At 67.4% G+C, this 25,257-nt stretch carries 23 protein-coding genes, 1 tRNA gene and 1 pseudogene; 8 read left to right on the top strand and 17 right to left on the bottom strand.

Annotation, left to right across the window (positions count from 1 at the left end):
* Positions 1 to 15: 15 nt before the first annotated feature.
* From SJY26_RS06015 to SJY26_RS05980, 8 genes are all read right to left on the bottom strand, one after another.
* Positions 16 to 486 (bottom strand): PTS sugar transporter subunit IIA, encoded by a 471-nt coding sequence (locus SJY26_RS06015; RefSeq protein ID WP_396595232.1) that lies wholly within the window; start codon positions 484 to 486, stop codon positions 16 to 18.
* A gap of 83 nt (positions 487 to 569) precedes the next feature.
* Entirely contained in the window at positions 570 to 1,229 is a 660-nt protein-coding gene (gene hpf, locus SJY26_RS06010) for a ribosome hibernation-promoting factor, HPF/YfiA family (protein WP_396595231.1), read from the bottom strand.
* Positions 1,230 to 1,323: 94 nt separating this feature from the next.
* Positions 1,324 to 2,826, bottom strand: coding sequence for an RNA polymerase factor sigma-54 (rpoN, locus tag SJY26_RS06005; protein ID WP_396595230.1), 1,503 nt, complete (start codon positions 2,824 to 2,826; stop codon positions 1,324 to 1,326).
* 85 nt (positions 2,827 to 2,911) lie between these two features.
* Positions 2,912 to 3,706, bottom strand: a complete 795-nt coding sequence (gene lptB, locus SJY26_RS06000; protein ID WP_396595229.1) for an LPS export ABC transporter ATP-binding protein — start codon at positions 3,704 to 3,706, stop codon at positions 2,912 to 2,914.
* Positions 3,707 to 3,731: 25 nt separating this feature from the next.
* Complete coding sequence (locus SJY26_RS05995) at positions 3,732 to 4,223, bottom strand: LptA/OstA family protein (protein ID WP_396595228.1); 492 nt, start codon at positions 4,221 to 4,223, stop codon at positions 3,732 to 3,734.
* 2 nt (positions 4,224 to 4,225) lie between these two features.
* On the bottom strand, positions 4,226 to 4,888 hold the full coding sequence (lptC, locus tag SJY26_RS05990; RefSeq protein ID WP_396595227.1) for an LPS export ABC transporter periplasmic protein LptC: 663 nt from the start codon (positions 4,886 to 4,888) through the stop codon (positions 4,226 to 4,228).
* Complete coding sequence (locus tag SJY26_RS05985) at positions 4,888 to 5,502, bottom strand: ribonuclease D (protein WP_396595226.1); 615 nt, start codon at positions 5,500 to 5,502, stop codon at positions 4,888 to 4,890. The genes lptC and SJY26_RS05985 overlap by 1 nt, the downstream gene beginning before the upstream one ends.
* Before the next feature lie 263 nt (positions 5,503 to 5,765).
* Positions 5,766 to 5,852 (bottom strand) — tRNA-Leu (locus SJY26_RS05980).
* Positions 5,853 to 6,051: 199 nt separating this feature from the next.
* Between SJY26_RS05980 and SJY26_RS05975 the strand changes: the two genes are divergently transcribed.
* A complete protein-coding gene (locus tag SJY26_RS05975; protein WP_396595225.1) occupies positions 6,052 to 7,032 on the top strand; it encodes a complex I NDUFA9 subunit family protein in 981 nt (326 codons plus the stop codon).
* A gap of 49 nt (positions 7,033 to 7,081) precedes the next feature.
* On the opposite strand, the gene SJY26_RS05970 is transcribed toward SJY26_RS05975, so the two are convergent.
* A complete protein-coding gene (locus SJY26_RS05970; RefSeq protein ID WP_396595712.1) occupies positions 7,082 to 7,993 on the bottom strand; it encodes an isopenicillin N synthase family dioxygenase in 912 nt (303 codons plus the stop codon).
* Between the two features lie 256 nt (positions 7,994 to 8,249).
* On the opposite strand from SJY26_RS05970, the pseudogene SJY26_RS05965 reads away from it, so the two are divergent.
* Positions 8,250 to 8,925 (top strand): annotated as a pseudogene (locus tag SJY26_RS05965) (OmpA family protein).
* 134 nt (positions 8,926 to 9,059) lie between these two features.
* Positions 9,060 to 9,239, top strand: a complete 180-nt coding sequence (locus SJY26_RS05960) for a hypothetical protein (RefSeq protein WP_396595224.1) — start codon at positions 9,060 to 9,062, stop codon at positions 9,237 to 9,239.
* Positions 9,240 to 9,281: 42 nt separating this feature from the next.
* Here the strand turns inward: SJY26_RS05960 and SJY26_RS05955 are convergent, their stop codons facing one another.
* Positions 9,282 to 10,685 carry a capsular biosynthesis protein gene (locus SJY26_RS05955; protein ID WP_396595223.1) on the bottom strand — a complete coding sequence of 468 codons (1,404 nt, stop codon included), beginning with the start codon at positions 10,683 to 10,685 and terminating at the stop codon, positions 9,282 to 9,284.
* A 463-nt stretch (positions 10,686 to 11,148) separates the two neighbouring features.
* Positions 11,149 to 12,318 (bottom strand): OmpA family protein, encoded by a 1,170-nt coding sequence (locus SJY26_RS05950; RefSeq protein WP_396595222.1) that lies wholly within the window; start codon positions 12,316 to 12,318, stop codon positions 11,149 to 11,151.
* Positions 12,319 to 12,602: 284 nt separating this feature from the next.
* Between SJY26_RS05950 and SJY26_RS05945 the strand changes: the two genes are divergently transcribed.
* The 4 genes from SJY26_RS05945 to SJY26_RS05930 all read left to right on the top strand — a co-directional run bounded on the left by SJY26_RS05945 (position 12,603) and on the right by SJY26_RS05930 (position 16,246).
* Positions 12,603 to 13,379, top strand: a complete 777-nt coding sequence (locus tag SJY26_RS05945) for an ABC transporter permease (protein WP_396595221.1) — start codon at positions 12,603 to 12,605, stop codon at positions 13,377 to 13,379.
* 43 nt (positions 13,380 to 13,422) lie between these two features.
* A complete protein-coding gene (locus SJY26_RS05940; RefSeq protein ID WP_396595220.1) occupies positions 13,423 to 14,586 on the top strand; it encodes a chain-length determining protein in 1,164 nt (387 codons plus the stop codon).
* On the top strand, positions 14,586 to 15,260 hold the full coding sequence (locus SJY26_RS05935) for an ABC transporter ATP-binding protein (RefSeq protein WP_396595219.1): 675 nt from the start codon (positions 14,586 to 14,588) through the stop codon (positions 15,258 to 15,260). Before SJY26_RS05940 ends, SJY26_RS05935 begins: the two co-directional genes overlap by 1 nt.
* Before the next feature lie 80 nt (positions 15,261 to 15,340).
* Positions 15,341 to 16,246 carry a hypothetical protein gene (locus tag SJY26_RS05930; RefSeq protein ID WP_396595218.1) on the top strand — a complete coding sequence of 302 codons (906 nt, stop codon included), beginning with the start codon at positions 15,341 to 15,343 and terminating at the stop codon, positions 16,244 to 16,246.
* On the opposite strand, the gene SJY26_RS05925 is transcribed toward SJY26_RS05930, so the two are convergent.
* The 6 genes from SJY26_RS05925 to rfbC form a co-directional block, all read right to left on the bottom strand.
* Positions 16,221 to 17,252 (bottom strand): SAM-dependent methyltransferase, encoded by a 1,032-nt coding sequence (locus tag SJY26_RS05925; RefSeq protein ID WP_396595217.1) that lies wholly within the window; start codon positions 17,250 to 17,252, stop codon positions 16,221 to 16,223. The two genes, SJY26_RS05930 and SJY26_RS05925, sit on opposite strands and share 26 nt — an antisense overlap.
* Positions 17,253 to 17,419: 167 nt before the next feature.
* On the bottom strand, positions 17,420 to 18,877 hold the full coding sequence (locus SJY26_RS05920) for a hypothetical protein (protein ID WP_396595216.1): 1,458 nt from the start codon (positions 18,875 to 18,877) through the stop codon (positions 17,420 to 17,422).
* The gene (rfbA, locus tag SJY26_RS05915; protein WP_396595215.1) at positions 18,874 to 19,746 is read right to left on the bottom strand and encodes a glucose-1-phosphate thymidylyltransferase RfbA; all 873 of its coding nucleotides are present in this window, start codon (positions 19,744 to 19,746) and stop codon (positions 18,874 to 18,876) included. Before rfbA ends, SJY26_RS05920 begins: the two co-directional genes overlap by 4 nt.
* Positions 19,743 to 20,657, bottom strand: coding sequence for a dTDP-4-dehydrorhamnose reductase (rfbD, locus tag SJY26_RS05910; protein WP_396595214.1), 915 nt, complete (start codon positions 20,655 to 20,657; stop codon positions 19,743 to 19,745). Before rfbD ends, rfbA begins: the two co-directional genes overlap by 4 nt.
* Positions 20,650 to 21,708 (bottom strand): dTDP-glucose 4,6-dehydratase, encoded by a 1,059-nt coding sequence (gene rfbB / locus SJY26_RS05905; protein WP_396595213.1) that lies wholly within the window; start codon positions 21,706 to 21,708, stop codon positions 20,650 to 20,652. Before rfbB ends, rfbD begins: the two co-directional genes overlap by 8 nt.
* Positions 21,709 to 21,746: 38 nt before the next feature.
* Entirely contained in the window at positions 21,747 to 22,322 is a 576-nt protein-coding gene (gene rfbC, locus SJY26_RS05900) for a dTDP-4-dehydrorhamnose 3,5-epimerase (protein ID WP_396595212.1), read from the bottom strand.
* A gap of 155 nt (positions 22,323 to 22,477) precedes the next feature.
* Here rfbC and SJY26_RS05895 point away from each other — a divergent pair, with 155 nt between their 5' ends.
* Positions 22,478 to 25,255 carry a glycosyltransferase gene (locus SJY26_RS05895; protein WP_396595211.1) on the top strand — a complete coding sequence of 926 codons (2,778 nt, stop codon included), beginning with the start codon at positions 22,478 to 22,480 and terminating at the stop codon, positions 25,253 to 25,255.
* Positions 25,256 to 25,257: the final 2 nt, after the last annotated feature.

The raw sequence follows: 25,257 nt of genomic DNA, 5'->3' as shown, positions 1-25,257 counted from the left end.
GCGACCGTATCGGCTTCAGGCGGCTGTGGCCGGGACGCTCCCGCCCCGCACGAACAGGGCCTCGATGGCGTCCGGGGTGCGGGCCTGACGCAACTGCTCCCGCATCTCGGGCGAGCGCAGGGCGCGTGACACGGCGGCCAGGGCCCGCAGATGCTCAGCCCCCTCGCGCGGTGGCGCGAACAGGGCGAACAGCAGATCCACCGGCCGGTCGTCGACCGCGCCATAGGCGACCGGCGTGTCCAGCCGCACGAACACCGCCCTGACGGATGACAGCCCGTCCAGCCGGGCATGCGGCACCGCGACGCCGGACCCCAGCCCCGTCGAGCCCAAGGCCTCGCGTTCCATCAGCGAGTCAAACACGGCCGTCTCCGCCACATTGAGGGCAGCAGCGGCGGCCGAGGCTACAAGATGCAACGCCTGCCGCTTGGATGACGCGCCGCCTTTCAGGACGATCCCGTCCCGGACCAGCAGTTCACCGATATCCATTGATCGTCCCGACACTTGATTCGAGGTGGGCAGGCCTGTCCGGCGCGCCGCCGTCTAGACGGTTCACGCGCCGGTGTGAAGCCTTATGCGCCAGAACCGTTTACAGAACCGTGTCCGTTCAACGACCCTGTCCGCTCGGGATCGATCCAGCCGACATTGCCATCCGGACGGCGATAGACGACCGACAGTCCCCCGTGCGCCGCATTGCGGAACAGCACGACCGGATAGCCGGTCATGTCCAGCTCCAGCACGGCCCGCCCCACTGTGATGGTCCGGATCTCCGAGACGCTCTCGGCGATGACCATGCCCGTCGGGGGCGGACCAGTCTCGCCGGTATCACCGAAGGCCTCGTCCTCGACAGAATCCGGGTCCCGAAGCACGATGCTGCGCGCCACGTCGCGCGCTGCGTCCTCGGTCTTTTCGGGCGACAGGCCGCGTGGGCCGATGTGGTGATCCTTGAGCCGTCGCTTGTAGCGCCGGACCCGTTTCTCGAGCTTTTCCAAGCTTTCGGTGAAGGCGGCATGGGCATCTCCGCCCAGCCCCGTCGTCACCAAGGTTTGTCCCGACGCCAGGCGGACCCAACAGTCCACCTTGAAGCCATGACCGTCCTTGGACACCACGACCTCGGCGTTTTCACCACCGCGTTCGAAGTATTTTCCGACGCCTTCTTCGAGTTCAAGGGAGATGCGCGAGCCTAACGCTTCGCCGACATCCATGTGCTTGCCGCTGACCTGCACTTGCATTCACACAGAACGCGACGCTTGACGAAAAGTGTCAATCGGCAACGCGGGTTTTTCAGTCACGCTTGCGCGATTTTAGCTCAACCAATCAGCAAGCTTAACCCGTGTTCAGCATCCGCCGACGCTCGACCGACGACGGGATCCTCAGCGCCTCGCGATATTTGGCCACGGTCCGCCGGGCGATGTCGATGCCCGCCTCCTTCAGGATCTCCACGATCCGGTCGTCGGACAGGATGTCGCCGTCCCGGTCCTCGTGATCGATCATGGCCTTGATCCGATGCCGCACCGCCTCGGCCGAATGGCTGGCCCCCCCGTCCGTGGCCTGGATGGCGGCGGTGAAGAAGAACTTCAGTTCGAACACCCCGCGCGGCGTCGACACGTACTTGTTCGAGGTCACCCGGCTGACCGTCGATTCATGCATGCCGATCGCATCGGCCACCGTCTTCAGGTTCAGCGGCCTCAGGAACTCAACCCCGAAGGCCAGGAAGGCATCCTGCTGGCGCACGATCTCGGACCCGACCTTCAGGATGGTCTTGGCCCTCTGGTCCAGCGACTTGACCAGCCAGGTCGCCTGGGCCGCGCAGTCGGCCACGAAGGCCTTCTCCGCCTCGGTCCGCGCCCCGGCCGAGACCGTCGCATGATACCGTTTGTCGACCAGCAGTCGCGGCAGGGTGTCGGTGTTCAGTTCGACCCGCCAGCCGCCGGCCGGATCCGGCCGGACATGGACATCGGGGATCACCGTCTGGGCCACCTCGCCGGCGAAGCCCGCCCCCGGCCGGGGCGTCAGGGCCTTCAGCTCGCCGATCATCTCGGCCAGGTCTTCGCCGTCGACCCCGCAGGCGGTCCGCAGCGCCGCCAGATTGCGCCGCGCCAGCAGCTCCAGATTGTCCAGCAGGATCGCCATGGCCGGATCGAACCGGTTGCGCTCGATCAGCTGCAGCTTCAGGCATTCCGGCACCGACCGGGCCATGACCCCCGTCGGTTCGAACCCCTGACACACGCCCAGCACCGCCTCGACCCGGGCCAGCGAACACCCCAGCCGCTCGGCGATCTCGGCCAGCTCCGCGCGCAGATAGCCGCCGTCGTCGACCCCGTCGATCAGCGACAGGGCGATGGCATGGTCCGTGGCCGACAACCCCGCCGAGGACGCCTGGGCCTGCAGATGCTCCCACAGGGTCGGCTCATGCCGCTCCGGCCGCTCGCCCCCGTCCCCGTCGTTGAAGGACCCGCCCTTGCCCGCCGCCGACCAGTCCGACAGGCCCGGCTGCTCGGCCGCCTCGTCCGAAAGCCGGTCCGAGGTCCGCTCGCCCGGCGTGGCGTCGCCATAGACATCGTCCTCGCGCGCATCGACGGTCGAGGACCGGTCCGGCGCATCCGTATCCGAAAAGCTCAGTTCGCTGCTGTCTGCGGGGGCCTCACGCGCGACCTCCGGGGCCGTTTCCGGCTCCTCGCGCTGCAGCAGCGGGTTCTTCTCCAGCTCGGCCTCGACGTATTCGTCCAGTTCCTGGTTCGACAGTTGCAGCAGCTTGATGGCCTGCTGCAGCTGGGGGGTGATGACCAGCCCCTGCCCCTGCCGTACCTCCAGCCTCTGACCGATCACGCCCGTCGCCCCCGACACCGGACCGCCGTGGCCCGGAACTTGCTGTCAGGATGGCCCGAACCGGTTAACGCGAGGCGAACGGCGCTCAGCCGTACAGATCGCCCAGATAGACCCGGCGCACTTCCGGGTCGTGGATCACCTCGTCCGCCGTCCCCTCGAACAGCACCGCCCCGTTTGAGATGATCGAGGCCCGGTCGATGATGTCCAGCGTCTCGCGCACATTGTGGTCGGTGATCAGCACCCCGATCCCCTGCCCGGCCAGATAGCGGATGACCGAACGGATGTCGGCGATGGCCAGCGGATCGATCCCGGCAAAGGGTTCGTCCAGCAGCATGAAGCTGGGCTTGCCGGCCAGGGCCCGGGCAATCTCGACCCGGCGCCGTTCCCCGCCCGACAGCCCCTGGGCCGGGGCATGCCTCAGATGGCCGATGTTCAGCTCGTCCAGCAGCCGGGTGGTCTCCTCGGCGATCCCCGCCCCGCTCTGGTGCAGTTCGACCACGGCCATGACGTTCTGCTCGACCGTCATGCCGCGAAAGATCGAGGCCTCCTGCGCCAGATACCCCAGGCCCATCCGGGCGCGCTGGTACATCGGCTGCGAAGTGATGTCCTCGCCGTCCAGCCAGATCGAGCCGCTGTCGGCCGGGATCAGGCCGGTGATCATGTAGAAGCAGGTCGTCTTGCCCGCCCCGTTCGGCCCCAGCAGGCCGGCGACCTCGCCCCGCTGCACCGTCAGGGAGACGTCCGACACCACCTGCCGCGCGCCGAAGGCCCGGGCGATGTTGCGCACCCTCAGACCCCGCGCCGGTGCGGCCTCGGGCGCAGCCGTCGGCGCGGCCGACCGGTCTTCCAGATTCAGGGCAGAGAGTTCCTTGCGCGCCATTCAGGGTTCGACCGGGCCCGACGGCTCAGTTCGCGCCCTGCGGATAGAAGACGCCGCGCACCCGGTTGCCGCTGGGCGTCGGCGCGCCCTCCATCCGGGCAGTTCCGGTCCGGACGTTGTACACTAGCCGCCCCCCGGTCGCGACGTTCTCGCCCTGGGTCAGGATGACGTCCCCGCTTACGGTCACCTCGTCCGTCCCGAGATCATAGATCGCCCGGTCTCCGCGCATCGTCTGCTCGGGCGTAACGAAATAGACCGCCCCGCTGGCCTCCGCCCGGGTCAGGTCGCCGTCGGCAGTGACGAAGGTCAGCCGGTCGGCCCGCAGCCGGTTGTCGCCCTGGGTCAACTCGGCCTTGCCGGTCAGGGTAAAGCCGTTGGGCGTATATTCGAACAGATCACCGCCCCAGGCCACGGGCGCGTCGGAGCTCGGCCCGGCGTTCTGGGCGTCGCCCACACCCGGAAGGGCGAGGCTGAGGGCGGTCACCGCCGCAAGAAGGCTCAGTCTGGTCTTCGACATGGTCACCTGCCGGATAATGCGGGGGTAATCGTCCCGCGCACCTTGTTGTCGCCCTGGCCCCGAAACTCGACGCGCTCGCCCTGGTCCCGGATCACATAGGACGAAGCCGACAGGGTTCCAAGCGGTCCGCGCCCCTCGACCCCCTTGTCCCCCGTCACGATCCCCGTCGCCGTGTCCACGACCGCCTCCGGCGTGGTCAGGACAAAGCCCGATCCCCCGTCCGAAATCCGCACGTTCGGCCCGATCGTCACCGTCCGCCCGGCCTCGTTGTAGATGCCCGCGTCTGCCGTCATCTCGGTCACCTTGGTGCCCCCCAGATTCAGCCTCAGCAGCGGCCCGTTCAGCCGAAATCGCCCGGTCGCGGGATCGCGCACCGCGCCCTCCGCCCCGATCACGAACGACCGGCCCTGGGCGTCCTGACCCCGGAACATCGGATTATCCAGACGGATTTCCCGCGACTGGCTGGCGTCCCGTTCGACCCCTGACATCACGGTGCGGAACACCGTCCAGGTCAGGGCCCCGCCCGCCAGCACCACGATCAGGATCGGCAGCAGCCGACGGTACAGCTGCACCCGGCGCGAGCGCGAACGCCACCGTCCGGCCTGTTCGGCCAGCCGCGCCTCATCGGCGCGTTTTCGGTCCTCTGCCGGGTCGAAATCGGTCATCAGGTGTGCGCGAAGATATCCATCTCGTCCCAGCCGGCCAGATCCAGCCGGGCCCGGGCGGGCAGGAAGTCGAAACAGGCCTGGGCCAGGGCCATCCGGCCCTCACGCACCAGCATCGCGTTCAGCCGCTCCTTGATCACATGCAGATGCAGAACGTCGGACGCCGCATACTCCAGCTGCGCCTGCGACAGCTCCGTGGCCCCCCAGTCAGAGGACTGCTGCGCCTTGGACAGGTCGATCCCCGCCAGTTCGCGCGCCACATCCTTCAGCCCGTGCCGGTCGGTATAGGTCCGCGCCAGTTTGGAGGCGATCTTGGTGCAATAGACCGGCCCGGTCTCGACCCCCAGGTGCAGCTCGACCATGCCGATGTCGAACCGGCCGAAATGGAAGATCTTCAGCACGTCCCGGTCGGCCATCAGCCGCTTCAGGTTCGGACAGTCATAGGCGGGCCGGTCCAGCCGCACCACATGGGCGTCCCCGTCCCCCGCCGACAGCTGCACCACGCACAGCGGATCCCGCCGGAACCGTAGCCCCATCGTCTCGGAATCCACCGCGACCTCGGCCCCGAGATCCAGCCCGTCGGGCAGATCGCCCTCATGCAGATAAACAGTCATGGCGTTTCCTAGACCAAGTCCTTCACGTCGTCTCCTCCCCGTCGCCGAAGGGCGATGGGGAGGTGGACCCTCGCGATCAGCGAGGGGACGGAGGGGGCGAGGCGCTGTTGAGGTCCGGGGTCGCTCCCGCGCACCCCGGTGACACCGGGTCGCCCCCTCCGTCTCGCCGGCTGACGCCGGCGATCCACCTCCCCATCCGCTCCGCGAACGGGGAGGAGAAACGAAAACGGCGCCGCACCTTGCGATGCGACGCCGTTCGAAACTGGTGCCCAGGAGAGGACTCGAACCTCCACGACATTTCTATCACTGGCACCTGAAGCCAGCGCGTCTACCAATTCCGCCACCTGGGCCCGGCGGGGCGCGCCGAAACGCGTTCCCGACCGGAAGGCGCGGACCCTTAAGGCAGTGAATGGGGCGGGTCAACACCGGTTTTGGCGGCTTTACCGTTGCCCGCGTCGACGCCCCGCGTTGCGGGCACCCGGTCCATCGTCTATCCCCCGGTTTCACGGTCGGGATCGGCCGATCGCGCGGTTTCGAGAGCAGGCTTCCATGTCCGAATTTTCCCCCGGTCTGGTCACCGTCTTCGGCGGCTCCGGCTTCGTCGGGACCCAGGCCGTCCGGGCCCTGGCCCGCGACGGCTGGCGCGTCCGGGTCGCCGTCCGCAACCCCGCCCTGGCGCAGGACCTGCGGATCCTGGGCGACGTCGGCCAGATTCAGCCCGTGCGCTGCGACATCACTCGCCCGGCCGATGTCACGGCCGCCCTGAAAGGCGCGGACGCCGCCGTCAATCTGGTCGGCCTGCTGTTCCAGGCCCCGGGCCGCAGCTTCGCCGCCGCCCATGTCGACGGTGCCCGCAACATCGCCGCGGCCTGCGTCGCCGGCGGCGTCGGCCGTCTGGTCCAGGTCTCCGCCATCGGGGCCGATGCGAACTCCGAGGCCGACTATGGCCGCACCAAGGGCGAGGCCGAGAACGCCGCCCGGGCGGTCAAGCCGGACACCGTGATCCTTCGGCCCTCCATCGTGTTCGGAAACGGCGACGGTTTCCTGAACCGGTTCGCCGACATGGCCACGACCTCGCCCGCCCTGCCCCTGATCGGCGGCGGTCACACGAAGTTCCAGCCCGTCTATGTCGGGGACGTCGCCGAGGCCATCGCCCGGTCCGTCGTCCGGCCCGAGGCCGCCGGCCGCACCTTTGAACTCGGCGGCCCTGCCGTCTGGACGTTCAAGGACATCCTCCAGTACATTCTGCGCGAGACGGGCCGGACCCGCCTTCTGGCCCCCATTCCGGTCTTCGCCGCCGCCCTGCTCGGCCGGATCACCGGCCTGACGGCCCTGATCGGCATCGCCCCCGTCCTGACCCGCGATCAGGTCCTGATGCTCAAGGTCGACAATGTCGTGTCAGCGGGAGCCGCCGGCCTCGCCGACCTCGGCATCGAACCCACCGGCCTCGAGGCCATCGCCCCCTCCTACCTCTGGCGCTACCGCCGCGGCGGTCAGTTCGCCCGCAACCCGGGCGCGGTTGAGGCTTAAGGCCCTCTCCTCCCCCTTATCCCTCTCCCGGCGGGAGAGGGCCGCGTTCTCAAAGCAGCCGGATCTCCTTCAGCCGCTCCATCAGGAAGCCGTCGGCCGTGATCGCCTTGCCGGCATACTGGTCCGGACGCTCGGGCGTGATCGTCGAGGGCAGGGTCTCGATCACATAGTCCGGGTTGAAGTGCAGGAAGAAGGGCGTCGAATACCGCGCGAACCCCCGCCGCTCGGGGGCCGGATTGACCACCCGGTGGGTCGTCGACGGCAGGACGTGGTTGGTCAGCCGCTGCAGCATGTCGCCGATATTGACCACCAGGGCCCCCGGCGGCGGCGCGATGTCCAGCCACTGGCCGTCGGCATCCTTCAGCTGCAGCCCGGCCTCCTCGGCCCCCAGCAGCAGGGTGATGACATTGATGTCCTCATGCGCGCCCGCCCGGACGCCCGGCGCATCCGCCGGCACCGGCGGATAGTGCAGCATTCGGAGCACGCTGTTGCCGAGGTCGACCTTGTCCTCGAAGAAGTCGTCGCCCAGGTCCATGAACCGGGCGATGGCCCGCAGGATCTTGCGGCCCAGGGCATCCAGCGCCTCATACATGGCGTAGACGTGGGCGCGGAACCCCGGCACCTCGGTCGGCCACAGGTTGTCGCGCATCGACTGCCGATAGGGATGCCCGGCCGGCAGCTCGCGGCCGGTGTGCCAGAACTCCTTCAGATCCACTGCCGCGGCATCCTTCGCCGCCTCGATCCCGAAGGGCGTCAGCCCTCGGGCCCCGCCGGTTCCCGGCTGGTGATAGGCGCGCTTGACCGCCTCGGGCAGGTCGAAAAAGGCCTTCGCATCCTCGATCGCGGCCCGGATCACCGCCTCGTCCAGCCCGTGGTCGGAGACGACGGCGAAGCCATAGCGTTTGAATGAGGCTCCGAGGGCGTCGCTGAACCCCTGGAAGTCGGTGTCATGGCGCGACATCGACACGGGAGTAATGCCTTCGGCGGCAGAGAGCGGGGCGGATGCGGCGGTCGGGGTCACGGCGGGGCCTTTCAAGACGGGTCCGGCGGTCCGCAGTCGGGCCACCGGGGGAGGCTTCATAGCCCCTGCACGCAAAAATTGGCAGATTGCGGTCGCGGCGCGACACCGGGACGGTCTGTTCATTCTGCGGTCAGGCCGGAACCTTCACTGTAGGGGCCGCGTTTCCGCCGCACATTGATCTCGAAAGGATCCCTCCATGCGTATGAACCTGATCGTCAGCGGCCTCGGCGCCGTCGCCATGCTGGGCGTCTCCGCCTGCACCACCATGGACCCCTATTCCTCGAACTCCGAACCGCAACAACACGGCGACGGGGGCTCTCGCCGGTGCACTCGGCGGCGCGGTCCTGGGCTATCTCACCAACACCTCCAACGGCGAACAGGGCCGTCGCAACGCCCTGATCGGGGCCGGCGTCGGTGCCCTGGGCGGCGCGGCCGTCGGCTCCTACATGGACCGCCAGCAACGCGCCCTTGAGGCCGAACTCAGCGGCACGGGCGTGGGCGTGGCCCGTCAGGGCGACAACCTCGTCCTGCGCATGCCCTCGGACGTTACCTTCGCCGTCAACCAGTCCAGCATTGAGCCCCGCTTCGACGCCGTCCTCTCCGATGTCGCCCGGGTGCTGCAGGAATACGACCGGTCGGTCGTCGACATCGTCGGCCACACCGACTCCTCCGGTGGTGACGCCATCAACCAGCCCCTGTCCGAGCGCCGGGCCCTGGCCGTCGCCGACGCCCTGATCGGCCGCGGCATCCTGCGCGAGCGCCTGTTCGTGGCCGGTCAGTCCTCGCGCGTTCCCGTCGCCTCCAACGCCACGGTCGAGGGCCGCGCCCAGAACCGCCGCGTCGAGATCCTGATCCGCCCCTTCACGGGCTGATCCGTCGCCCGTCCCGCGTCATGGCCGGCCCCGTCTCCGGGGCCGGCCATTTTCGTATGCCGCACGCGGTTCAGCGACTTGCGTCCCGCCTCTGCCTGTGATTCCTGAACCTCGGGGTAACTCGGGGCCAGGCCATGGATCAGGATCGGCAATTCGGCGACCGGCCGCTGGTCGAGGGGGCCCGGATGGTGGCCGTCGCCGTCGCCTCGGCCGCCCTGACCGCCACCCTCGTCATCCTGATCGGCCAGACCCTGATCGACCCGGTCCCGCCCGGCCCCATCCGCGCGCGCGTCCTCACCCGCACCGCCGGCTAGCCCCTCACGCCCGGGACACACGCCCCGTTCGCCGGCCGCCCCCTACCTTGTTGCGGCAGCGAATTTTCTTGCGAGGGCTTTTGCGGTGGGTTTGAGGGCGCGGGGTTCGTGGTAGTTTCCGTTGACCTGTGTTCTGGCGATGACGTGGGCCTTGAAGCGGTTGAACAGGGCGTCGTCGGGGGGTGTGGGCCGGGCCCAGAAGGCGTCGATGGGGGCCTGGTCGGTGAGGCCCTCGATGTCGAAGAAGGCGTCTCCGAGGACCTTGACGGGGGTGGAGAAGCCCAGGGCCGACAGGGCGGCCGAGGAGTTGTTCACCACCATGCCGCTGGAGGCGCGGCACAGGGCGGCGAGGTTGCCGCCGTCGATGAAGTCGACCCGGTCGGCGATGCCGCGCTCGACGGCCAGGATGTGGGTCATGCGGGCCAGGTCGACGAGGCCGGGGTCCAGCGGGTGGTTCTTGACCACCAGCCGGGCGTCCTCGGGGGCGTGGCGGGCGAAGGAGGACAGGACCTCGGCCAGGAAGGCGGTGTTGTCGGCATAGTGGGAGTAGCGCAGCAGCTGGGCGTCGCCCTCGCGCTGCAGGCAGGCGATGAAGAAGGGCCCCCGGGCGCGGATCACGGCCGCGTCGCTTTCGCTGCGCGCGCGCAGGGTCAGGCTGAGGTAGCGGCGGACGTGGCCGATGAACTGCAGCCAGGGCGACTGGGTATAGGGATAGACATAGCGGCGGAACACCAGCCGGCCCAGCGGCTGGGCCACGTGATACAGGCTGATGTTGATGACGTGGTGGGGCAGGATCCGGCCGGCGGGCCGGGTCGGCAGGATTTCGGGGATGGGCGGATCATAGGCGTGGCGATCGCGCGGGAGCCCTGAGGAGGCGTTGACGCCATTCTCCTCGACGGTGATCCAGTCGGGGCGGAAGTAGCCGTTCTCCAGCACCCAGATACGCAAGGGGTGGGCGTAGCCACCCGCGCTATCGCTCGCGACGCGGTCGCTCGCTGCTTGAGCGCGCCTTTGATCGTTGACGGCGGTGCCTGCATTGGCCGGGGCACGGTCGCCCTCGCCACTCGCCACTCGCCACTCATCACTCGCCGGCCTTGCGCCGGCGGCTGCCGCCTTGAGTTTTGCGGCCTGGGACAGGACGCCCTGGTTGTAGGGGCCGCCCTCGCCGAAGACGATCAGGTCGGTCAGGCCCTGGTCCAGCACCAGCCGGTGCAGGCGGGCGGGCCAGCGGCGGACGTCGCCGGTGTAGGGCACCGCGCCCGAGCGACGCCAGTAGGCGGCGTCCCCGGCATTGAACAGCATGCGGGCGACCGAGGCCCCCTCGGCGGCCAGCTGTTCGGCCAGCACCCGGCCGAACGGGCCGAAGGGGGCGGTGACGATCAGGAAGCGCCGGCCCTTCAGCGACTGTCCCGGCGCGAACCGCGCCGGGGACAAGGCCCCGGTCACCGGACGTGCCGGGGCCGGCCGCGGCCCGGCCGGGGAGACGCCGCCGGGGGCGCGTCGGGAGGGACTGCGGACGTCCACCATGGTCAGGACTGGCTCACGCGAGGTCTGGGGGACAGGGTCGGAGGGCGGGACGCTGCGAATCTGTGGTGCCGGTCCCGAACACGCTCACGCGGGCGCGCGACAGTTCCGTCGAAGACCGGACGAGAGACCAGGGGCTCTGACATGGGACCCTTTGTCGCCGCCTCCGCATCACGGATCAACCGACTTGTCCAAAAAAGCGAGCGGAACCCGGCCCCACGGGGCGGCCGGGGACTCCGCTGGCGGTAAAAGCAAAACCGCCGGCCTCCTGAAGGAGAACCGGCGGCTCAGCGACTCATCGGCCCGGGGACGAGGCCCCGACGGCCTTCCGGAACGACCGGGTCGGAGGGCCGGACCGAAGTCCGCCCCTCCCTTCCCGTTCGTCCTAGAAGTTGATGCCGATGGTGGCGCGACGGTTCAGGGGCTCGCGAACGCCGTCGGCGGTCGGGCGGGCCAGGTTGGTCTCACCCTTGCCGTCCAGCGCGATCACGCCGCCGGCCACACCCTGGGCGACCAGGGCGTCAGCCACGGTGCGCGCACGGCGGTTCGACAGGCCCACATTGTAGGCGGCCGAGCCGGAGGTGTCGGCGTAGCCCACCACCAGCACGCGGGTCGGACGGCCCGACCTGGCGTAGTTGGCGGCCTGGGTCACGACGGACCGGGCTTCGGTCGTCAGGTCCGAGCGATCCCAGTCGAAATAGACCACGAACTCGCGCGCCTGCGGAGCCGGAGCCGGCGGAGGCGGCGGCGGCGGGGGCGGCGGGGGGGGAGGCGGCGGGGGCGGGGGCGGCGGGGGCGGCGGCGGGGCATCGGCTGCGCCAAAGGCGTAGCGCAGACCCAGGGTCACCGTGTGGCTCTCGTCGAAGTCGCCCTCGAAGGTGCCGTAGTTGTTGGCCGCCAGGGTCGAGTTCGACGTCGCGTCGAACTCCATGTCGCCGGTCAGGTAGCGGTAGGTCAGGTCGATGTTGGCCCGGTCACCGATCGCATAGGCCAGGCCGGCAAGGGCCTGGGCTGCGAACTTGGTCGAGCTGTCGTCGGCCGCGACCGACACGCCGCGCTGGCCACGGACCGTGCCCACGAACTCGGTGTTGACGCGGTTCACACCGACGCCGAGACCGACGAAGGGACGCACACCCCAGTATTCGCCACCGATGTCATAGAGGACATTGGCCATCAGGGTCGTCGATTCGACGTCACCTTCGGGCGAGTAGCAGGGACCGGCGGCCGGCGAGAAGTTGCACACGCCCGACGGAACCGTGCCCGTCGAGTGACGGATGCGGCCGATGTCGCCCGAGCGGTAACCGCCCTCAAGCTCAACGCGCCAGCTCGGGTTGAACCGGTAGCCCAGACGCGCAAACGCGGCCCAGCCGTCGTTCGCCTCGATCTGCCAGTTCACGCCGTTGCCCGAGGCCTCGACGTTATAGTTGTTGTTCGCGATGTGGTAGCCGGCGTCAACCGCACCATACCACCCGTCCGGCTCAGCCGAAGCACCGCCGGCCGACAGGGCGAGTGCCGCTGCCGCGCTCGATGCGAGGAAAAGTGTTTTGAAACGCATGGGTGTGAGCCCTCCGCAGCCGTTATTGATCTTTGCGGCGGTCTCACCGCCTTGCCGGGTCATAACAGCGTTGCCGCGCAAGGTCGATAGCCCCGGGTGGCAACACACCGGTCACCCCCTGACCGTGGCGCTCACGCTACAGGACGTGTCGCGCTTGCGCTCGCAGCGCGGCAGCGTATGTTCCGCGCCGGGCGCATCCGGGCGCGCCGGTGCACCGGGTCTCCCGTTGCACTCCCGGCCCCGCCGGGTTGGCCGGCCTGCCTTCCCGAGTTGAATCGACCGAGATGAGTTTGTCCTTCGCGATCCGACACTTCCGAATCATCGGGGCCCTGCTGATGAGGGAGATGACCACCCGGTTTGGCCGGGAGGGTCTCGGTTTCGTATGGATGATTGCAGAGCCACTCATCTTCTGTCTCGGCGTCCTCTTCATGTGGACCCTGATCAAGCCGGCCTACGAGCATGGCATTCGCCTCGGCCCGCTGGTCATGACAGGCTATATGTCGCTGCTGCTCTATCGCCATATGATTGCATTCAGCATGGGGGCCGTTGAGGCCAATATCGGCTTGCTGCATCATCGGCAGATCGGAATTCTGCATATCTTTCTGGCGCGCAACTTCATGGAGTTCTGCGGTTCCACCGTCGCCCTGGTTATCGTTTATATCGTTCTGATTGCTCTTGGTCAGGTTGGCCTGCCAAAGGACTGGCTGCTGCTTTATGCGGGCTGGTTGATGGTTGGCTGGGTCGGGTTCGGCGTTGCGGTTACCCTGGCAGGCCTGGCGATGCGCTACGAGATCATGGAACGACTGGTCCCCGTGATCAGCTATGCGATGATCCCGCTGTCCGGCGCCTTCTTCATGGTCGCCTGGATCCCTGAAAGATATCGCGAGGCCTTTCTGCTCGTGCCCCTGCCACACGGCATCGAAATGGTTCGCGGCGGGGTGCTGGGCGAGTTCGTCCACACCTATTACCATCCCGCCTATGCTTTCGCCTTCGGAGGCGTGCTGATCGGAGCCGGCTTGATCCTGTTGGCCGACGTGAAGACCCGGATTGTGATCGAATGACCTCTCTTTTCGTTACCGTGCGCCCGACGCCGATGGACCATTGATGACCGAGTCCAAGCTTAACTATATCGGACCCATTCCCAAGCTGCTGGCTTTCGAGAGAGAGCGGCCGGCCTGGTGGCGGCGGGTGCCGCTGGCCGCAGTGCTCGTGGTCGGCCTGCCGACCATGCTCGCGATGATCTATTATCTTCTGATTGCCTCTCCGAGGTACGTGTCAGAAACCCAGTTCATCGTCCGCGCCACGGGTCAGAGTGCGCCAACCTCCCTCGGCGTCGCCCTGCAGGGTGTCGGGATTTCTCCGACCCAGACCGATGCGTTCGCCGTGCACGAATACATCACATCGCGCGACAGTCTGATTGAGCTGTCGCGGCGCTATGAGATCGCCGAGATTCTCGGGCCACGCGGCGTTGATGCCTTCTCCCGCTATCCCCAGCCATGGGAAGGGCGGTCCCGCGAGGCGCTCTACAAGGGCTTCCAGCGCTTTGTGACCGTGGGCTATGATTCCACGACCGGCATCAGCACCTTGCGGGTCGAGGCCTTCCGGCCCCGTGACTCCCAGGCGCTCACGGAGGCCCTCCTTGGCGGCGGCGAACGCCTCGTCAACCGGATGAATGAGCGATCCGCAGCCGACACCCTGGCCCAGGCCCGCCAGTCGCGTGAGGAAGCGAGAGCCAGACTGTCTGCCGCCCAGCAGCAACTGACATCCTTCCGCAACCGCGAGCAGTTCATCGACCCTACGCTGGCGGCGAAGGAAGGCTCCGAACTGATCGGTGACCTCCAGATCGAGGTCGCCCGCCTCCGGGCCGATCGGGCCCAGATTGCCGGAGAGGCCCCCAACAGCCCGCAACTCCCCGTGTTCGACGGCCGGATCGGGGCCTATGAGCGACAGATCGCGTCCGAAAGGGAGAAGATCGCCGGTGACGCCGGGTCTCTCGCCCCCATGATCAGCGCCTACGAGGATCTGGTTCTGAACCGCGAGTTCGCCGACAAGGAGCTGACCCAGGCGACGGCTGCGGTCATATCGGCCGAGCAGGAAGTGCGGCGCCAGAAACTGTATCTGGACCGCGTCGTGAGCCCCAGCCTGCCCGACGAGCCGACCGAGCCGCGGCGTTGGCTGGCCATTCTGACTGTGTTCGCCTCAAGCCTGCTGACCTATGGCATCGGCTGGCTCATCTATGCGGGCGTACGCGAGCACAGGCAGGACTGATGGAGCTGTCCGCCGATCAGATCGGCCTCAGCGTCGAGAACCTGGGCAAGACCTATCACGGGGTCAGAAAGCCGCTGTTCACCGGGCTGAACTTCACCCTGGGCCGCGGCGGACGGCTGGCGATTCTGGGCCGCAACGGCCAGGGCAAATCGACCCTGATCAAGATGCTGGGCGGCGTGCTTCCGGAGACGGAGGGGAGAATTCGCTGGCGCATGTCGTCCTCGTGGCCGATCGGGTTCGGCGGCGGATTTCAGGGCAGTCTGTCCGGCCTCGACAACATCCGCTTCCTCGCGCGGATCTACAATCGGGACTATGCCGAGACCCGCGAGCGCGTGGACAGCTTCGCCGAACTGGGCTCATCCCTGAAGCTGCCGGTCAAACACTACTCTTCCGGCATGCGGGCGCGCCTCGCCTTCGGTCTGTCGCTCGCGATCGAGTTCGATTGCTATCTGATCGACGAACTGGTGGCCGTGGGCGACGCCCGCTTCCAGCAGAAATGTCAGGAGGAGCTCTTCCAGCACAGGGCCGACCGGGCCTTCATGATGGCGTCTCATGACACCAATCTCGTGGCGTCCCACTGCACCCGGGCCCTGATCATCGAAGGCGGCAAGGCGAAAATATTCGAGGACATCGAGGAGGCCGTCGACGTTTACACCTGGCTGAGAGCGGCATGATGGACGGGGCGGCGGCGCATCTCAGGGCAGCTAGAAATGCGGACGATGTCCATCCACACTGGGTCGTTCTGACGCCTTCGGTGGATCACGAAGCCTGGCTGAAGGCGCTGGCGAAGGCCGCCGCTGACGAGGGTCGAGCGCTGGCGACAGTCTCGGACCCGCGCCAGACGTATGACCCCATACAGGGACCGTCCCTTTTCGTGACCCACGACGCCGCCCTGCTGGTCGGTGTCGATCCGGCCCGGGTGACGATCATCATGCCGCAGCCCGAGACCGCAGCGGAAGCCACGGCCGTCCTGCTCGGGCTGGAGCAGCCCCACGACGCCTTTCATGCCTCCCTGCTGCTGACCCGTGCGCTCTCGTTCCCTGAGCCTGCGCGATTGTTCAGCGCTGCCCAACTGTCACGAAATCCCGAGACGATCGAACTCTTTCCAGGCTTCGACGTGCGTCCGCCGGTGGCGGAAAGGGGTGTGCCACGCAAGGCTGTCGCTGTCGCGTTCAGCATGTATCGTCAAGGCCGCCCCGAGGTCGGAACGACCGCGTTCTGGTCGGAGCCGCTGTTCATCTATGACACCCGGGCCTGTATCGAGGGTGCCCCGGCTGGCGTGCTCGACATTTCCGGCCGCTCCAGAACCCTGGTCTACGGGCCCTATCTTGCGCTGCCATCAGGCCGCTGGAAGGCGGTCGTGCGATTCAGCATTGACGCGGGGGGAGCCAAACAGCCGCTGCGGTTCGATTGGGGCCTGGCCGGCGACTTCGTCTCCCAGACCGTGACGCCCGGAGCGCCGGGCGTCTACGAGATCGAACTCGAGCAGAGCCATGACCCGTCGACCACCCCCATCGCCACGTCCGTCGCCGATCTCTGGCAGTTCCGGATCATCGTGATGCAGGGTGTGTTCGACGGGTTCATGACCTTTCACGGCGTATCGGTGACGCGCCTCGCCGACCGGGAACCTCAGGCTATTCCGACCGACGCTGGACGATGAGTTCAATGGACGTCGTCGCATAGCCTTCGAGCATCAGCTTCAAGTGAGGCTCATAAAGATAGGGTGCGACGTCGACATAGCGGTCGACATCACCGTAGCCGGGATGGAAGTCGATCGGCACGACGATATGCCCCTTGGCGCGGAGACGTTCGGCGAGGCTCTCGATGTCGCGGCGCCGAAACAGCACCGTTTGCGCTGTTTCCAGGGTGTCGGCGTCCGAACTCAGGTTGAACTCGGTGGTGTGCACGGCCAGACCACCGGGCTTCAGTGTCTCCAGGGAGCGCTCTATGAAGTCCAGCCCATGCCCGATCGAGCCCAGGTGTTCCAGCGCGCACGCCGACCAGCAGAAGTCGAATCCGGTCAGATCATCCGGAACGTGGTTCATGTCGACCGTTTGAAATGACACGTTCTCCTCAAAGGCCGCGTCATCGCAGAGAGCGGGTCGCCTGAGAGACTCCTTCCCAGCCGCATGCTCGGCAGTCTGCGTCCAGCCCGCCGCAACCGCCTGGTCGGCACTCATGTCGGTCGCCATCACCTCGACGCCCCGCCCGGCGAAATAGGCACTCAGCGGTTCCTCTCCCACGCCGAAGCCAAGGGCGCGGCTGCCGGGGACGATCATGCCGCGCTCATAAAGCGCCTGACAGATGAAGACGAACTCCCACAGCTTGCGATGGTAGCGCAGAGCTTCCCCCAGCTCACGCGTCCAGTACGAGAAGTAGGGTTGGCGGAAGTGCTGGGCCCGACACAGGCAGGATTGCGCAAAGGCCAGGGGTGCCGGCACCGCGTCGACCAGCGGCTCGGGCTGCCCCTGCCAGAACCGCTCCTTGGGAATGAGCATCTGGCGTATCAGAATCCGGTTCTCGCGCTCAACCTCGTCAAGACGGGCCCGGATCGTATCCAAGGTGGCGACGGCCCGGTCGAGCGTCTCGCCAGCGGTCCATAGTCCCAACAACCTGTCGCGAAAGCCGATCCCATGGTCTCGGGCCTCCGCCCTGTTCTTGCCCATGGGTACTCCGGAACAGACACCTCCACGGCGACCCATGGAGGAGTCGCACACTAGGGGCAAGGACAGGAATTGCCCAGACCGCCACCGTGATTTCGAAACGCACCAGGCTGGCTTATCTACCCGTCCAGTGTGGTCACATCGCCTGGACATGAGCCCTGAGCAGGCTGTTATCGGGCGACAAAGGCCCCGCTTACCGCGATCGCCACGTCTGCCCGCGCCGGCGCCACCTCGAACCGCCACTCCGTCGCTTGCGCGTGTCGCGTGACCACGCCCTCGAACGTCCGGTAGTGCGAGATCACTGCCGCAGTCAGCCGCTCGGCTTCGACCACCCGGCCCGCCGCATCGCTTTGAATCACGCGGATCTCGACGGGCACCATATCTCCTGACGCAAGCGCCGGCGCGAACAGGCTGATGCCAAACCGGTATGGCCGTTCCGACGCCGGCGGCGCGTCGAGGGTCTGGCCATAGGCACCCGCCGGCACGCGTTCGGCGGTGATGGTGCGCATGCAGGCACCGTTGGCGTTCCACGGTGGGCCCACGACCTCGCCGGGCGTCAGGGGCGAAGGCGTGACCACGGCGTCCCAACCCCGCTCGTCGCAGGTGAAGGAGCCCTCCGGCTCATAGGGGCCGCCGATATGGGTGTTCACCAGCAGGTTCTGACCGGTGTACAGCGGATCCACCGGAAAGGTCCGGATCGTGGGGTCCAGGGCCGAGCTCCCGTCCGGATCCCATGACCCGCCGGCCGGGCGGGTCAGGGTGGTCCAGGTCCGGCAATCGACCATGGAGAAGACCTTCCCGTGGAACCGGGTCTGATAGACCGCGGCCGGGCAGCGGGTTTTCAGGAACTCCGGCGTCAGACCCTCGCCCGGCCGCCAGGCCTCCCACCGCGTCGCACCATACTCTCGGGTGAAATAGTTGGTCTCCATCGAGCCGTAGCCAGCCGAGAAGTGGCGCACCTCGATCGAGTCCAGAACCCGCGTTCGCGCGGGATCGGCCGGATCGGCGACATAGGCATGGTCGGGAATGAACCGCCATTGGACCGTCGCAGCATTGGTGCGGATGCGCTCTGTGCAGCCCGGGGCAAAGGTTGTGGGCGAGGCCGCGCGGCCTCGCCGGAAGGCACGGTCATCATTCGGATACAGCAGCCAGCCCTGGGCCCGGCAGTCCGGCGTCCACCACGTCTGCCAGTAGGCCCCGGGGTCGGAGGTGCCACGGAAAAAGACGAAATCCCGGTCCGCCCCCATGATGTTGTAGCCGCCGCGCGCCGGGGTCAGGTGAACCTGGTTGGGGAAGGCCGGGTCGTCGTCGAAGGCGTCGGTGAAGAAATAGCTCTGGACCCCCAGCGTCAGGCCGTTGGTGTCGGCGACCGGGAAGGAATCGCTGATCTGAAAATTACCGACATCCAGCTTGTGATAGGGCAGCGGCTCGCCGACGCGCAGCTTGCGCCGGCTGTCCGGGCAGCCCACCGGATCGGCGAAGACCGGGGTGTCGGCGGCGTCGACGCAGACCATCTGGATCAGATAGTCCGTCGGCAGATGGTCGGGCACCGCGCCGGACACCGGCGCGCATCCGGCCAGGCCGGCGACCAGCCCCAGCAGGGCCACCATCGCCGCCCGAACGGTCATTTCCGCTCCAGCACCGTGTGTTTCAGATACCGGCCGTAGTCGCTCTTGCCGAGGGCGCTGACGATCGCCTCCATCTGCGCCCGGTCGATGAAGCCCTGGTCAAAGGCGATCTCCTCGGGGCAGGCGATCTTGAAGCCCTGGCGCTTCTCCAGCGTCCGAACGAACTCGGCGGCCTCCAGCAGGCTGTCGGGGGTGCCCGTGTCCAGCCAGGCGAAGCCGCGACCCATGATCTCGACCGACAACTGGCCCCGCTCCAGATAGGCGCGGTTGACGTCAGTGATCTCCAGCTCGCCGCGCGCGGAGGGTTTCAGATTGGCGGCGATATCAACTACCTGTTCGTCGTAGAAATACAGGCCCGTGACCGCCCAGGCCGATTTCGGCACCGGCGGCTTTTCCTCGATCGACAGGGCGCGCATGTCCCGGTCGAACTCGACCACGCCGTAACGCTCGGGATCGTTGACATGATAGGCGAAGACCGAGGCCCCCGTCGGCCGGTCCATGGCGCTCTTGAACAGGTCGATGATGCCGTGGCCGTAGAAGATGTTGTCGCCCAGAATGAGGGACGACGGACCATCCGCGACGAAATCGGCCCCGATGATATAGGCCTGGGCCAGGCCGTCCGGACTGGGCTGGACCGCATACTGGATGTCCATGCCCCATTTTGACCCGTCACCCAGCAGGGCCTGGAAGCTGGGCGTATCGCGCGGCGTCGAGATGATCAGCACCTCGCGGATGCCGGCCAGCATCAGGGTCGACAGCGGATAGTAGATCATCGGCTTGTCGTAGATCGGCATCAGCTGTTTGGACGTGACCAGCGTCATGGGATGCAGGCGCGTGCCCGACCCTCCGGCCAGAATAATGCCCTTCATCGCGTCGTTTCCTCATGCAGTTCGGCGACGATGTCGGCCACGGCGTCCTTCCACGGACGCGGCGTGATCCCGTAGTCGCGGGTGATCTTGAACGTCGACAGTCGCGAGTTGGCCGGGCGGCGGGCCGGCGTCGGATAATCCGCCGTCATAATGCCCTCGACCTCGGCGGAGGGCCCGCCGCCCGCCGCACTGAGCACGAAGATCTCGCGCGCCAGCCCGGCCCAGCTGGTCGCGCCCGCATTGACGAAATGATAGACGCCGGTCGGGGCCGTCGGATCGGCGATCATCTTCAGGGTGATGGTGGCCAGGGCCTCCGCAATATCCTTCGCCGAGGTCGGGCAGCCGGTCTGGTCCTCGACCACCCGCAGGGCCGGCCGGTCGGCGGCCAGCCTCAGCATGGTCTTGAGGAAGTTGGCCCGGTGCGGGCTCAGCACCCAGGCCGTGCGCAGGACCACCGAGCGGAGATTGCCGGTCCGCACCGCCACCTCCCCCGCCAGTTTGGACGCGCCATACACGCTCAACGGGGCCACCGGGTCGCTCTCGGCATAGTCGGCCTCGGCGGTGCCGTCGAAGACATAGTCAGTCGAGACCTGGATCAGGGGGATGTTGGCCGCCCGGGTTACCTCGGCCAGCACGGCCGGGCCCATGGCATTGGCGGCAAAGGCGGCCGCCACCTCGGTCTCGGCCTTGTCGACGGCAGTCCAGGCTCCGGAGTTGATCACCGCCTTGAAGGGGGTCGCGGCGAACAGGGCACGCACCGCGTCCGCATTCCCCAGATCCAGTTGATCCCGCGTCGGCAGATGCAGCCGCACCCGCTCGGGCCAGGCAACCCGGGCCAGCTCCAGCCCCACCTGGCCGGCCCCGCCGGTGACGAGAATGTCGATGGCGTCTTCAGGCCCGTGTTCAGCCATTCGCGACGCCCAGTCGTTCGGTCTGGTAGCGACCGTCGAGGATGGCCTGCCACCACGACCGGTTGTCGAGATACCAGCGCACCGTCCGCTCGACGCCCTCCTCGAAGGTGACCGACGGGGTCCAGCCCAGTTCGTCGCGGATCTTGGTCGCGTCGATGGCATAGCGGGCGTCATGGCCCGGCCGGTCGGTCACGAAGGTGATCTGGTCAGCATAGGCCTTGCCGTCGGCCCGGGGGTTCACCCGGTCGAGGGTGGCGCAGATCGCCTTGACCACATCGATGTTCCGGCGCTCGGCATTGCCGCCGACGTTATAGGTCTGGCCCGGCCGGCCGCGCTCGAACACCGCCTGCAGCGCCCGGGCATGATCGTCCACGAACAGCCAGTCGCGCACATTGGACCCGTCACCATAGACCGGCAGGGGCTCGCCGTTCAGGGCCCGGATGATGATCAGGGGGATCAGCTTTTCGGGAAAGTGATAGGGCCCGTAGTTGTTCGAGCAGTTGGTCATCAGCACCGGCAGGCCATAGGTGTGGCCCCAGGCGCTGACGAGGTGGTCCGACGCCGCCTTGGAGGCTGAATAGGGCGAACGCGGATCGTAGGGGGTGGTTTCCGAAAACAGCCCGGTCTCCCCGAGCGAGCCGAACACCTCGTCGGTCGAGATGTGGTGAAAGCGGAAGGCGGCCTTCCCGGCTTCATCCAGCCCCCGGTAATAGCCCAGCGCCTGCTGCAGCATCGTGAAGGTCCCGACGACATTGGTCTGGACGAACTCTCCGGGCCCGTCGATGGACCGGTCGACATGGCTCTCGGCCGCCAGGTGGGCAATCACATGGGGACGGAAGTCAGCGAGGGCCGCGGCGACCGCGTCAGCATCGCAGATGTTGGCCTGGACGAAGCCATAGCGGTTGCTGGTCGCCGCCGGCTCCAGCGAGCTCAGCAGACCCGCATAGGTCAGCTTGTCGAACACCAGCACCTCGTGGTCAGTGTGCTCGATCAAACGACGCACCAGGGCCGAACCGATGAAGCCGGCGCCGCCGGTGACCAGAATACGCATCGAAATCAGTCTCCTCGGGGCCACCGCTCCGGCTGCGACTAGCCCAGATCGCCAAACACCGCCATCGGCACACCGTCATAGACGAAGGGGCTGTCGAAAACCGCCAGACCCGGCAGGATCCGGTCCTTGTCCGAAAGCACCGGTCCGGTCGCCGGCAATGGCCAGTCGATGCCGATGTCCGGACAGTCCCAGGCGACGCCCCCCTCGCAGTTGGCGGCATAGACGTCCGACACCTTGTAGGCGACCTCGGTTCCCGGCTCCAGGGTGACGAAGGCGTGGCCAAACCCGACCGGCACGAACAGCTGGCGGCCATTGTCCACGCTCAGGGTCGCAAACGCCGTCTTCCCGTAGGTCGGCGAGCCTTTGCGCAGGTCCACCGCATAGTCGACGATCGCGCCGCGCAAGCACCGCACCAGCTTGGCCTGGGCATGCGGGTCCCGCTGGAAATGAATGCCGCGGATCGTGCCCGTATGGGTCGAGCAGGACTGGTTGTCCTGCACGAACCGCGTGTCGATCCCCATGGCAGCGTATTTCGCCTCCGCATACGTCTCGGAGAACCAGCCCCGGTCATCGCCGAACCGGCGGGTCTCGATCAGGGTGACGCTGGCGGTCATGCGGCGGCCTCGGCGATTTTGGAAGGGGCCGAGCGCTAACCGGACTTCCTCCGGGAGGCAAGGTCGGGGCCGGGGCCGGCACGAGGGGTTGCCAATCCCGTCTCAGGCTCTAAGGCGTCATCCGATTGCATGGGCGCGCTCCGACGGATTTCCAGATGAAGACCTGGCTCAGGCGTCTGCGGCGATTCGCCCGTGGCCGCACGAACGACAAGGGACGTCGCACCGAACATCTGGACCGCGCCGACGCCGCGCGCGACCGGGGCGACTGGGTCGAGGCCGCTGACCATTATGCGCTGCACCTGAAGGAACGACCGCGCGACTTCGGCATCTGGGTGCAGCAGGGTCATGCCCTGAAGGAGGGCGGCCGCGTCGCCGAAGCCGACGCCAGCTACGGCCGGGCCCTGTCCCTGCAGCCCTATGACGTCGATCTTCTGCTGAACTACGGCCATCTGAAGAAGCTCCGGCTGGATCTGGAAGGCGCGGCGAAGCTCTACGCCGCCGCCGCCCGGCTCGATCCGCGCGGTCCCGCGATCTTGGAGCTGGCTGCCGCACCGATGGCCCCCTTTCGGACGCCTGCGCAGGAGCGTTTGCTGGACACGGCCGCCGGCGCGGCCCTGGCCCCGCTCTGCTCCGGCCTGACGCTGATCAACAGCCGAAACGTCATCCCGCTCGGCGACAGCCGGTTCGAAATGACGTCCTCGGATCCCTGGCTGGAGTTCCGGCTGCAGACCGCATTCACCGACGGACTGGCCGAGCTGACGCTCGAGGCCGCCAGCCTGCGGCCAGGCAGTCGGCTCGATGGTCGGCTCTATGTCGACTACGGTGACGGATACAGCCATGTCCACGCCGTGGATCTGCCGGAAACGGCCGATGGTCGGGTCACGGTCTACCTGACCGCCGTCGAGCAGATTCGCACCCTGCGCTGGGACCCGGACGACAAGGGCAACATCATCCGCTTCGTCGGCATCGGCTGCCGTCAGGGGGTCGATGTCGAACAGGCAATCGCCAGGGTCCGCGCCGCCTATCCGCCCGAAGTCGAGCTCGACAAGGATTTCGACCGCGTCCGCCGCATTCTCTCGACCAGCCGCGTCATGCCCGAGGCCGCGATCGAGGTCTCTCGCATCCTGGGCTCCGCCGGGGCCGGGGGGGCCTACGACTATCCCTACTGGTTGCGCCGCTGGATCAATCCGAACCGGGCCGACTACGCCCGGATCGCGGAGATGACCGCCGCCATGACACGCCGGCCGACCTTCTCCTTCGTCATGCCGGTGTACAATCCCCCGATCGCCCTGCTGGCCGAATGCATCGACTCGATGCTGGCCCAGACCTATCCGGACTTCGAGATCTGCATCGCCGACGACCGGTCGCCCGACCCCGAGGTCCGCGACCTGCTGGAGTCCTATGCGGCCCGCGACGCGCGGATCAAGCTGGCCCTGCGTCCCCACAACGGCCACATCTCGGCCGCCAGCAATACGGCGCTTGGTCTGGCCACCGGCGAGTTCGTCGTGCTCATGGACCATGACGACCTGGTCCCCGACTACTGCCTGTTCGTTGTCGCCCACTATCTGAACCGCTACCCGGACGCCCAGGTCCTGTACTCCGACGAGGACAAGGTCTCGGTCGACGGCCGCCGGTTCGACCCGTATCTGAAGGGCGAGTTCGATCCCTTCCTTATGTACGGCCACAACATGGTCAGCCATCTGGGCGTCTATCGGCGCGACCTGGTGGAACGCATCGGTGGCTTCCGCCTCGGGCTGGAGGGCAGCCAGGACTACGACCTCCTGCTGCGCGCCTATGAGGTCTGCGGGGCTGCGGCCGTCGTCCACATCCCCCATGTGCTCTACCACTGGCGCGCCATCCCTGGCTCGACGGCGGTGTCGGCCGACCAGAAGGGCTATGCGATCGTGGCGGCCCAGCATGCCATCAACGGCCACTTCGAGCGGACCGGCCTGCCGCTGCGCTCTGCCGACGGCTTCGCGCCCGGCCTGAGTGCGGTCCGCCGCAGCCGCGACTTCGACACGCGGGTGTCGATCATCATTCCCACGCGGGACGGGCTGGACGTCCTGCGTGACTGCGTGCGTTCGATCCTGGCCTTCGATCATGCGAACACGGAGGTCCTGATCGTCGACAACGGCTCCGAGCAGCCGGAGACCCTGGCCTATCTGAAGGGGCTGGAGGCCGCCGGCGTGGCGCGTGTGATCGCCTGGCCTCATCCGTTCAACTTCTCGGAGATCAACAATGTCGCGGCGCGGGAGGCGACCGGAGACATCCTGTGCTTCCTGAACAACGATACCGAGGTCCGGGGACCCCTGTGGCTGGCGCGGGCCCGAACGCTGCTGTCCATTCCCGATGTCGGAATCGTGGGTGCCCGGCTGCTGTTCCCGGACGGGACGCTGCAACATTTCGGGATCACCCTGGGCATGGGGGCCCACCGCATCGCCGGCACGCCGCACGGTGGCCAGGCGGGCGACAATCCCGGCTATCTGGGCAAGGCCCGGCTGCTGCATCAATTCGGGGCCGTGACCGCCGCCTGCCTGTTCATCCGGCGCGACGTGTTCGAGGCGGTCCGCGGTTTCGACGCCGACTTCAGGGTTGCCTACAATGATGTCGACCTGTGCCTGCGGGTGCGCAAGGCCGGCTTCAAGGTCCTCGCCGACCCCGACATCGTCCTGACCCACAAGGAATCGAAAACGCGCGGCAGCGACCTGGACGGCGCGGGGGCCGAACGGCTGGCGCGGGAGGCCGCGCTGATGCGCGAGCGCTGGGCCGACATGCTGGACCACGACCCCTTCTATTCGCCGAACCTCAGTCTGGATCGCTCCGACTTCGCCCTTGCCCATCCGCCCCGCGTGCCCATGCCGTGGCGGGAGACAGTGGGCGAGGCACCGGTGAAGGTGCCGGTCCGGGCAACGCGTCGCAAGCGGAGCGCCTGAAT

The organism is Brevundimonas sp. R86498 (genome assembly GCF_044598075.1).
GTDB lineage: Bacteria > Pseudomonadota > Alphaproteobacteria > Caulobacterales > Caulobacteraceae > Brevundimonas.
The sequence above is the reverse complement of the archived record's forward strand: the minus strand, read 5'-3'. Positions and strand labels throughout refer to the sequence as shown.

Coding starts and splice junctions, on each gene's coding strand:
- SJY26_RS06015 (WP_396595232.1), bottom strand. CDS start 486: ATGGATATCGGTGAACTGCTGGTCCGGGACGGGATCGTCCTGAAAGGC.
- lptC (WP_396595227.1), bottom strand. CDS start 4,888: ATGACCGATTTCGACCCGGCAGAGGACCGAAAACGCGCCGATGAGGCG.
- rfbD (WP_396595214.1), bottom strand. CDS start 20,657: ATGGCTGAACACGGGCCTGAAGACGCCATCGACATTCTCGTCACCGGC.
- SJY26_RS05995 (WP_396595228.1), bottom strand. CDS start 4,223: ATGTCGAAGACCAGACTGAGCCTTCTTGCGGCGGTGACCGCCCTCAGC.
- rfbB (WP_396595213.1), bottom strand. CDS start 21,708: ATGCGTATTCTGGTCACCGGCGGCGCCGGCTTCATCGGTTCGGCCCTG.
- SJY26_RS05945 (WP_396595221.1), top strand. CDS start 12,603: ATGAGTTTGTCCTTCGCGATCCGACACTTCCGAATCATCGGGGCCCTG.
- lptB (WP_396595229.1), bottom strand. CDS start 3,706: ATGGCGCGCAAGGAACTCTCTGCCCTGAATCTGGAAGACCGGTCGGCC.
- SJY26_RS05895 (WP_396595211.1), top strand. CDS start 22,478: ATGAAGACCTGGCTCAGGCGTCTGCGGCGATTCGCCCGTGGCCGCACG.
- SJY26_RS05935 (WP_396595219.1), top strand. CDS start 14,586: ATGGAGCTGTCCGCCGATCAGATCGGCCTCAGCGTCGAGAACCTGGGC.
- SJY26_RS05970 (WP_396595712.1), bottom strand. CDS start 7,993: ATGTCGCGCCATGACACCGACTTCCAGGGGTTCAGCGACGCCCTCGGA.
- rfbA (WP_396595215.1), bottom strand. CDS start 19,746: ATGAAGGGCATTATTCTGGCCGGAGGGTCGGGCACGCGCCTGCATCCC.
- SJY26_RS05925 (WP_396595217.1), bottom strand. CDS start 17,252: ATGGGCAAGAACAGGGCGGAGGCCCGAGACCATGGGATCGGCTTTCGC.
- SJY26_RS05975 (WP_396595225.1), top strand. CDS start 6,052: ATGTCCGAATTTTCCCCCGGTCTGGTCACCGTCTTCGGCGGCTCCGGC.
- SJY26_RS05960 (WP_396595224.1), top strand. CDS start 9,060: ATGGATCAGGATCGGCAATTCGGCGACCGGCCGCTGGTCGAGGGGGCC.
- SJY26_RS05940 (WP_396595220.1), top strand. CDS start 13,423: ATGACCGAGTCCAAGCTTAACTATATCGGACCCATTCCCAAGCTGCTG.
- SJY26_RS05985 (WP_396595226.1), bottom strand. CDS start 5,502: ATGACTGTTTATCTGCATGAGGGCGATCTGCCCGACGGGCTGGATCTC.
- SJY26_RS05920 (WP_396595216.1), bottom strand. CDS start 18,877: ATGACCGTTCGGGCGGCGATGGTGGCCCTGCTGGGGCTGGTCGCCGGC.
- hpf (WP_396595231.1), bottom strand. CDS start 1,229: ATGCAAGTGCAGGTCAGCGGCAAGCACATGGATGTCGGCGAAGCGTTA.
- SJY26_RS05950 (WP_396595222.1), bottom strand. CDS start 12,318: ATGCGTTTCAAAACACTTTTCCTCGCATCGAGCGCGGCAGCGGCACTC.
- rfbC (WP_396595212.1), bottom strand. CDS start 22,322: ATGACCGCCAGCGTCACCCTGATCGAGACCCGCCGGTTCGGCGATGAC.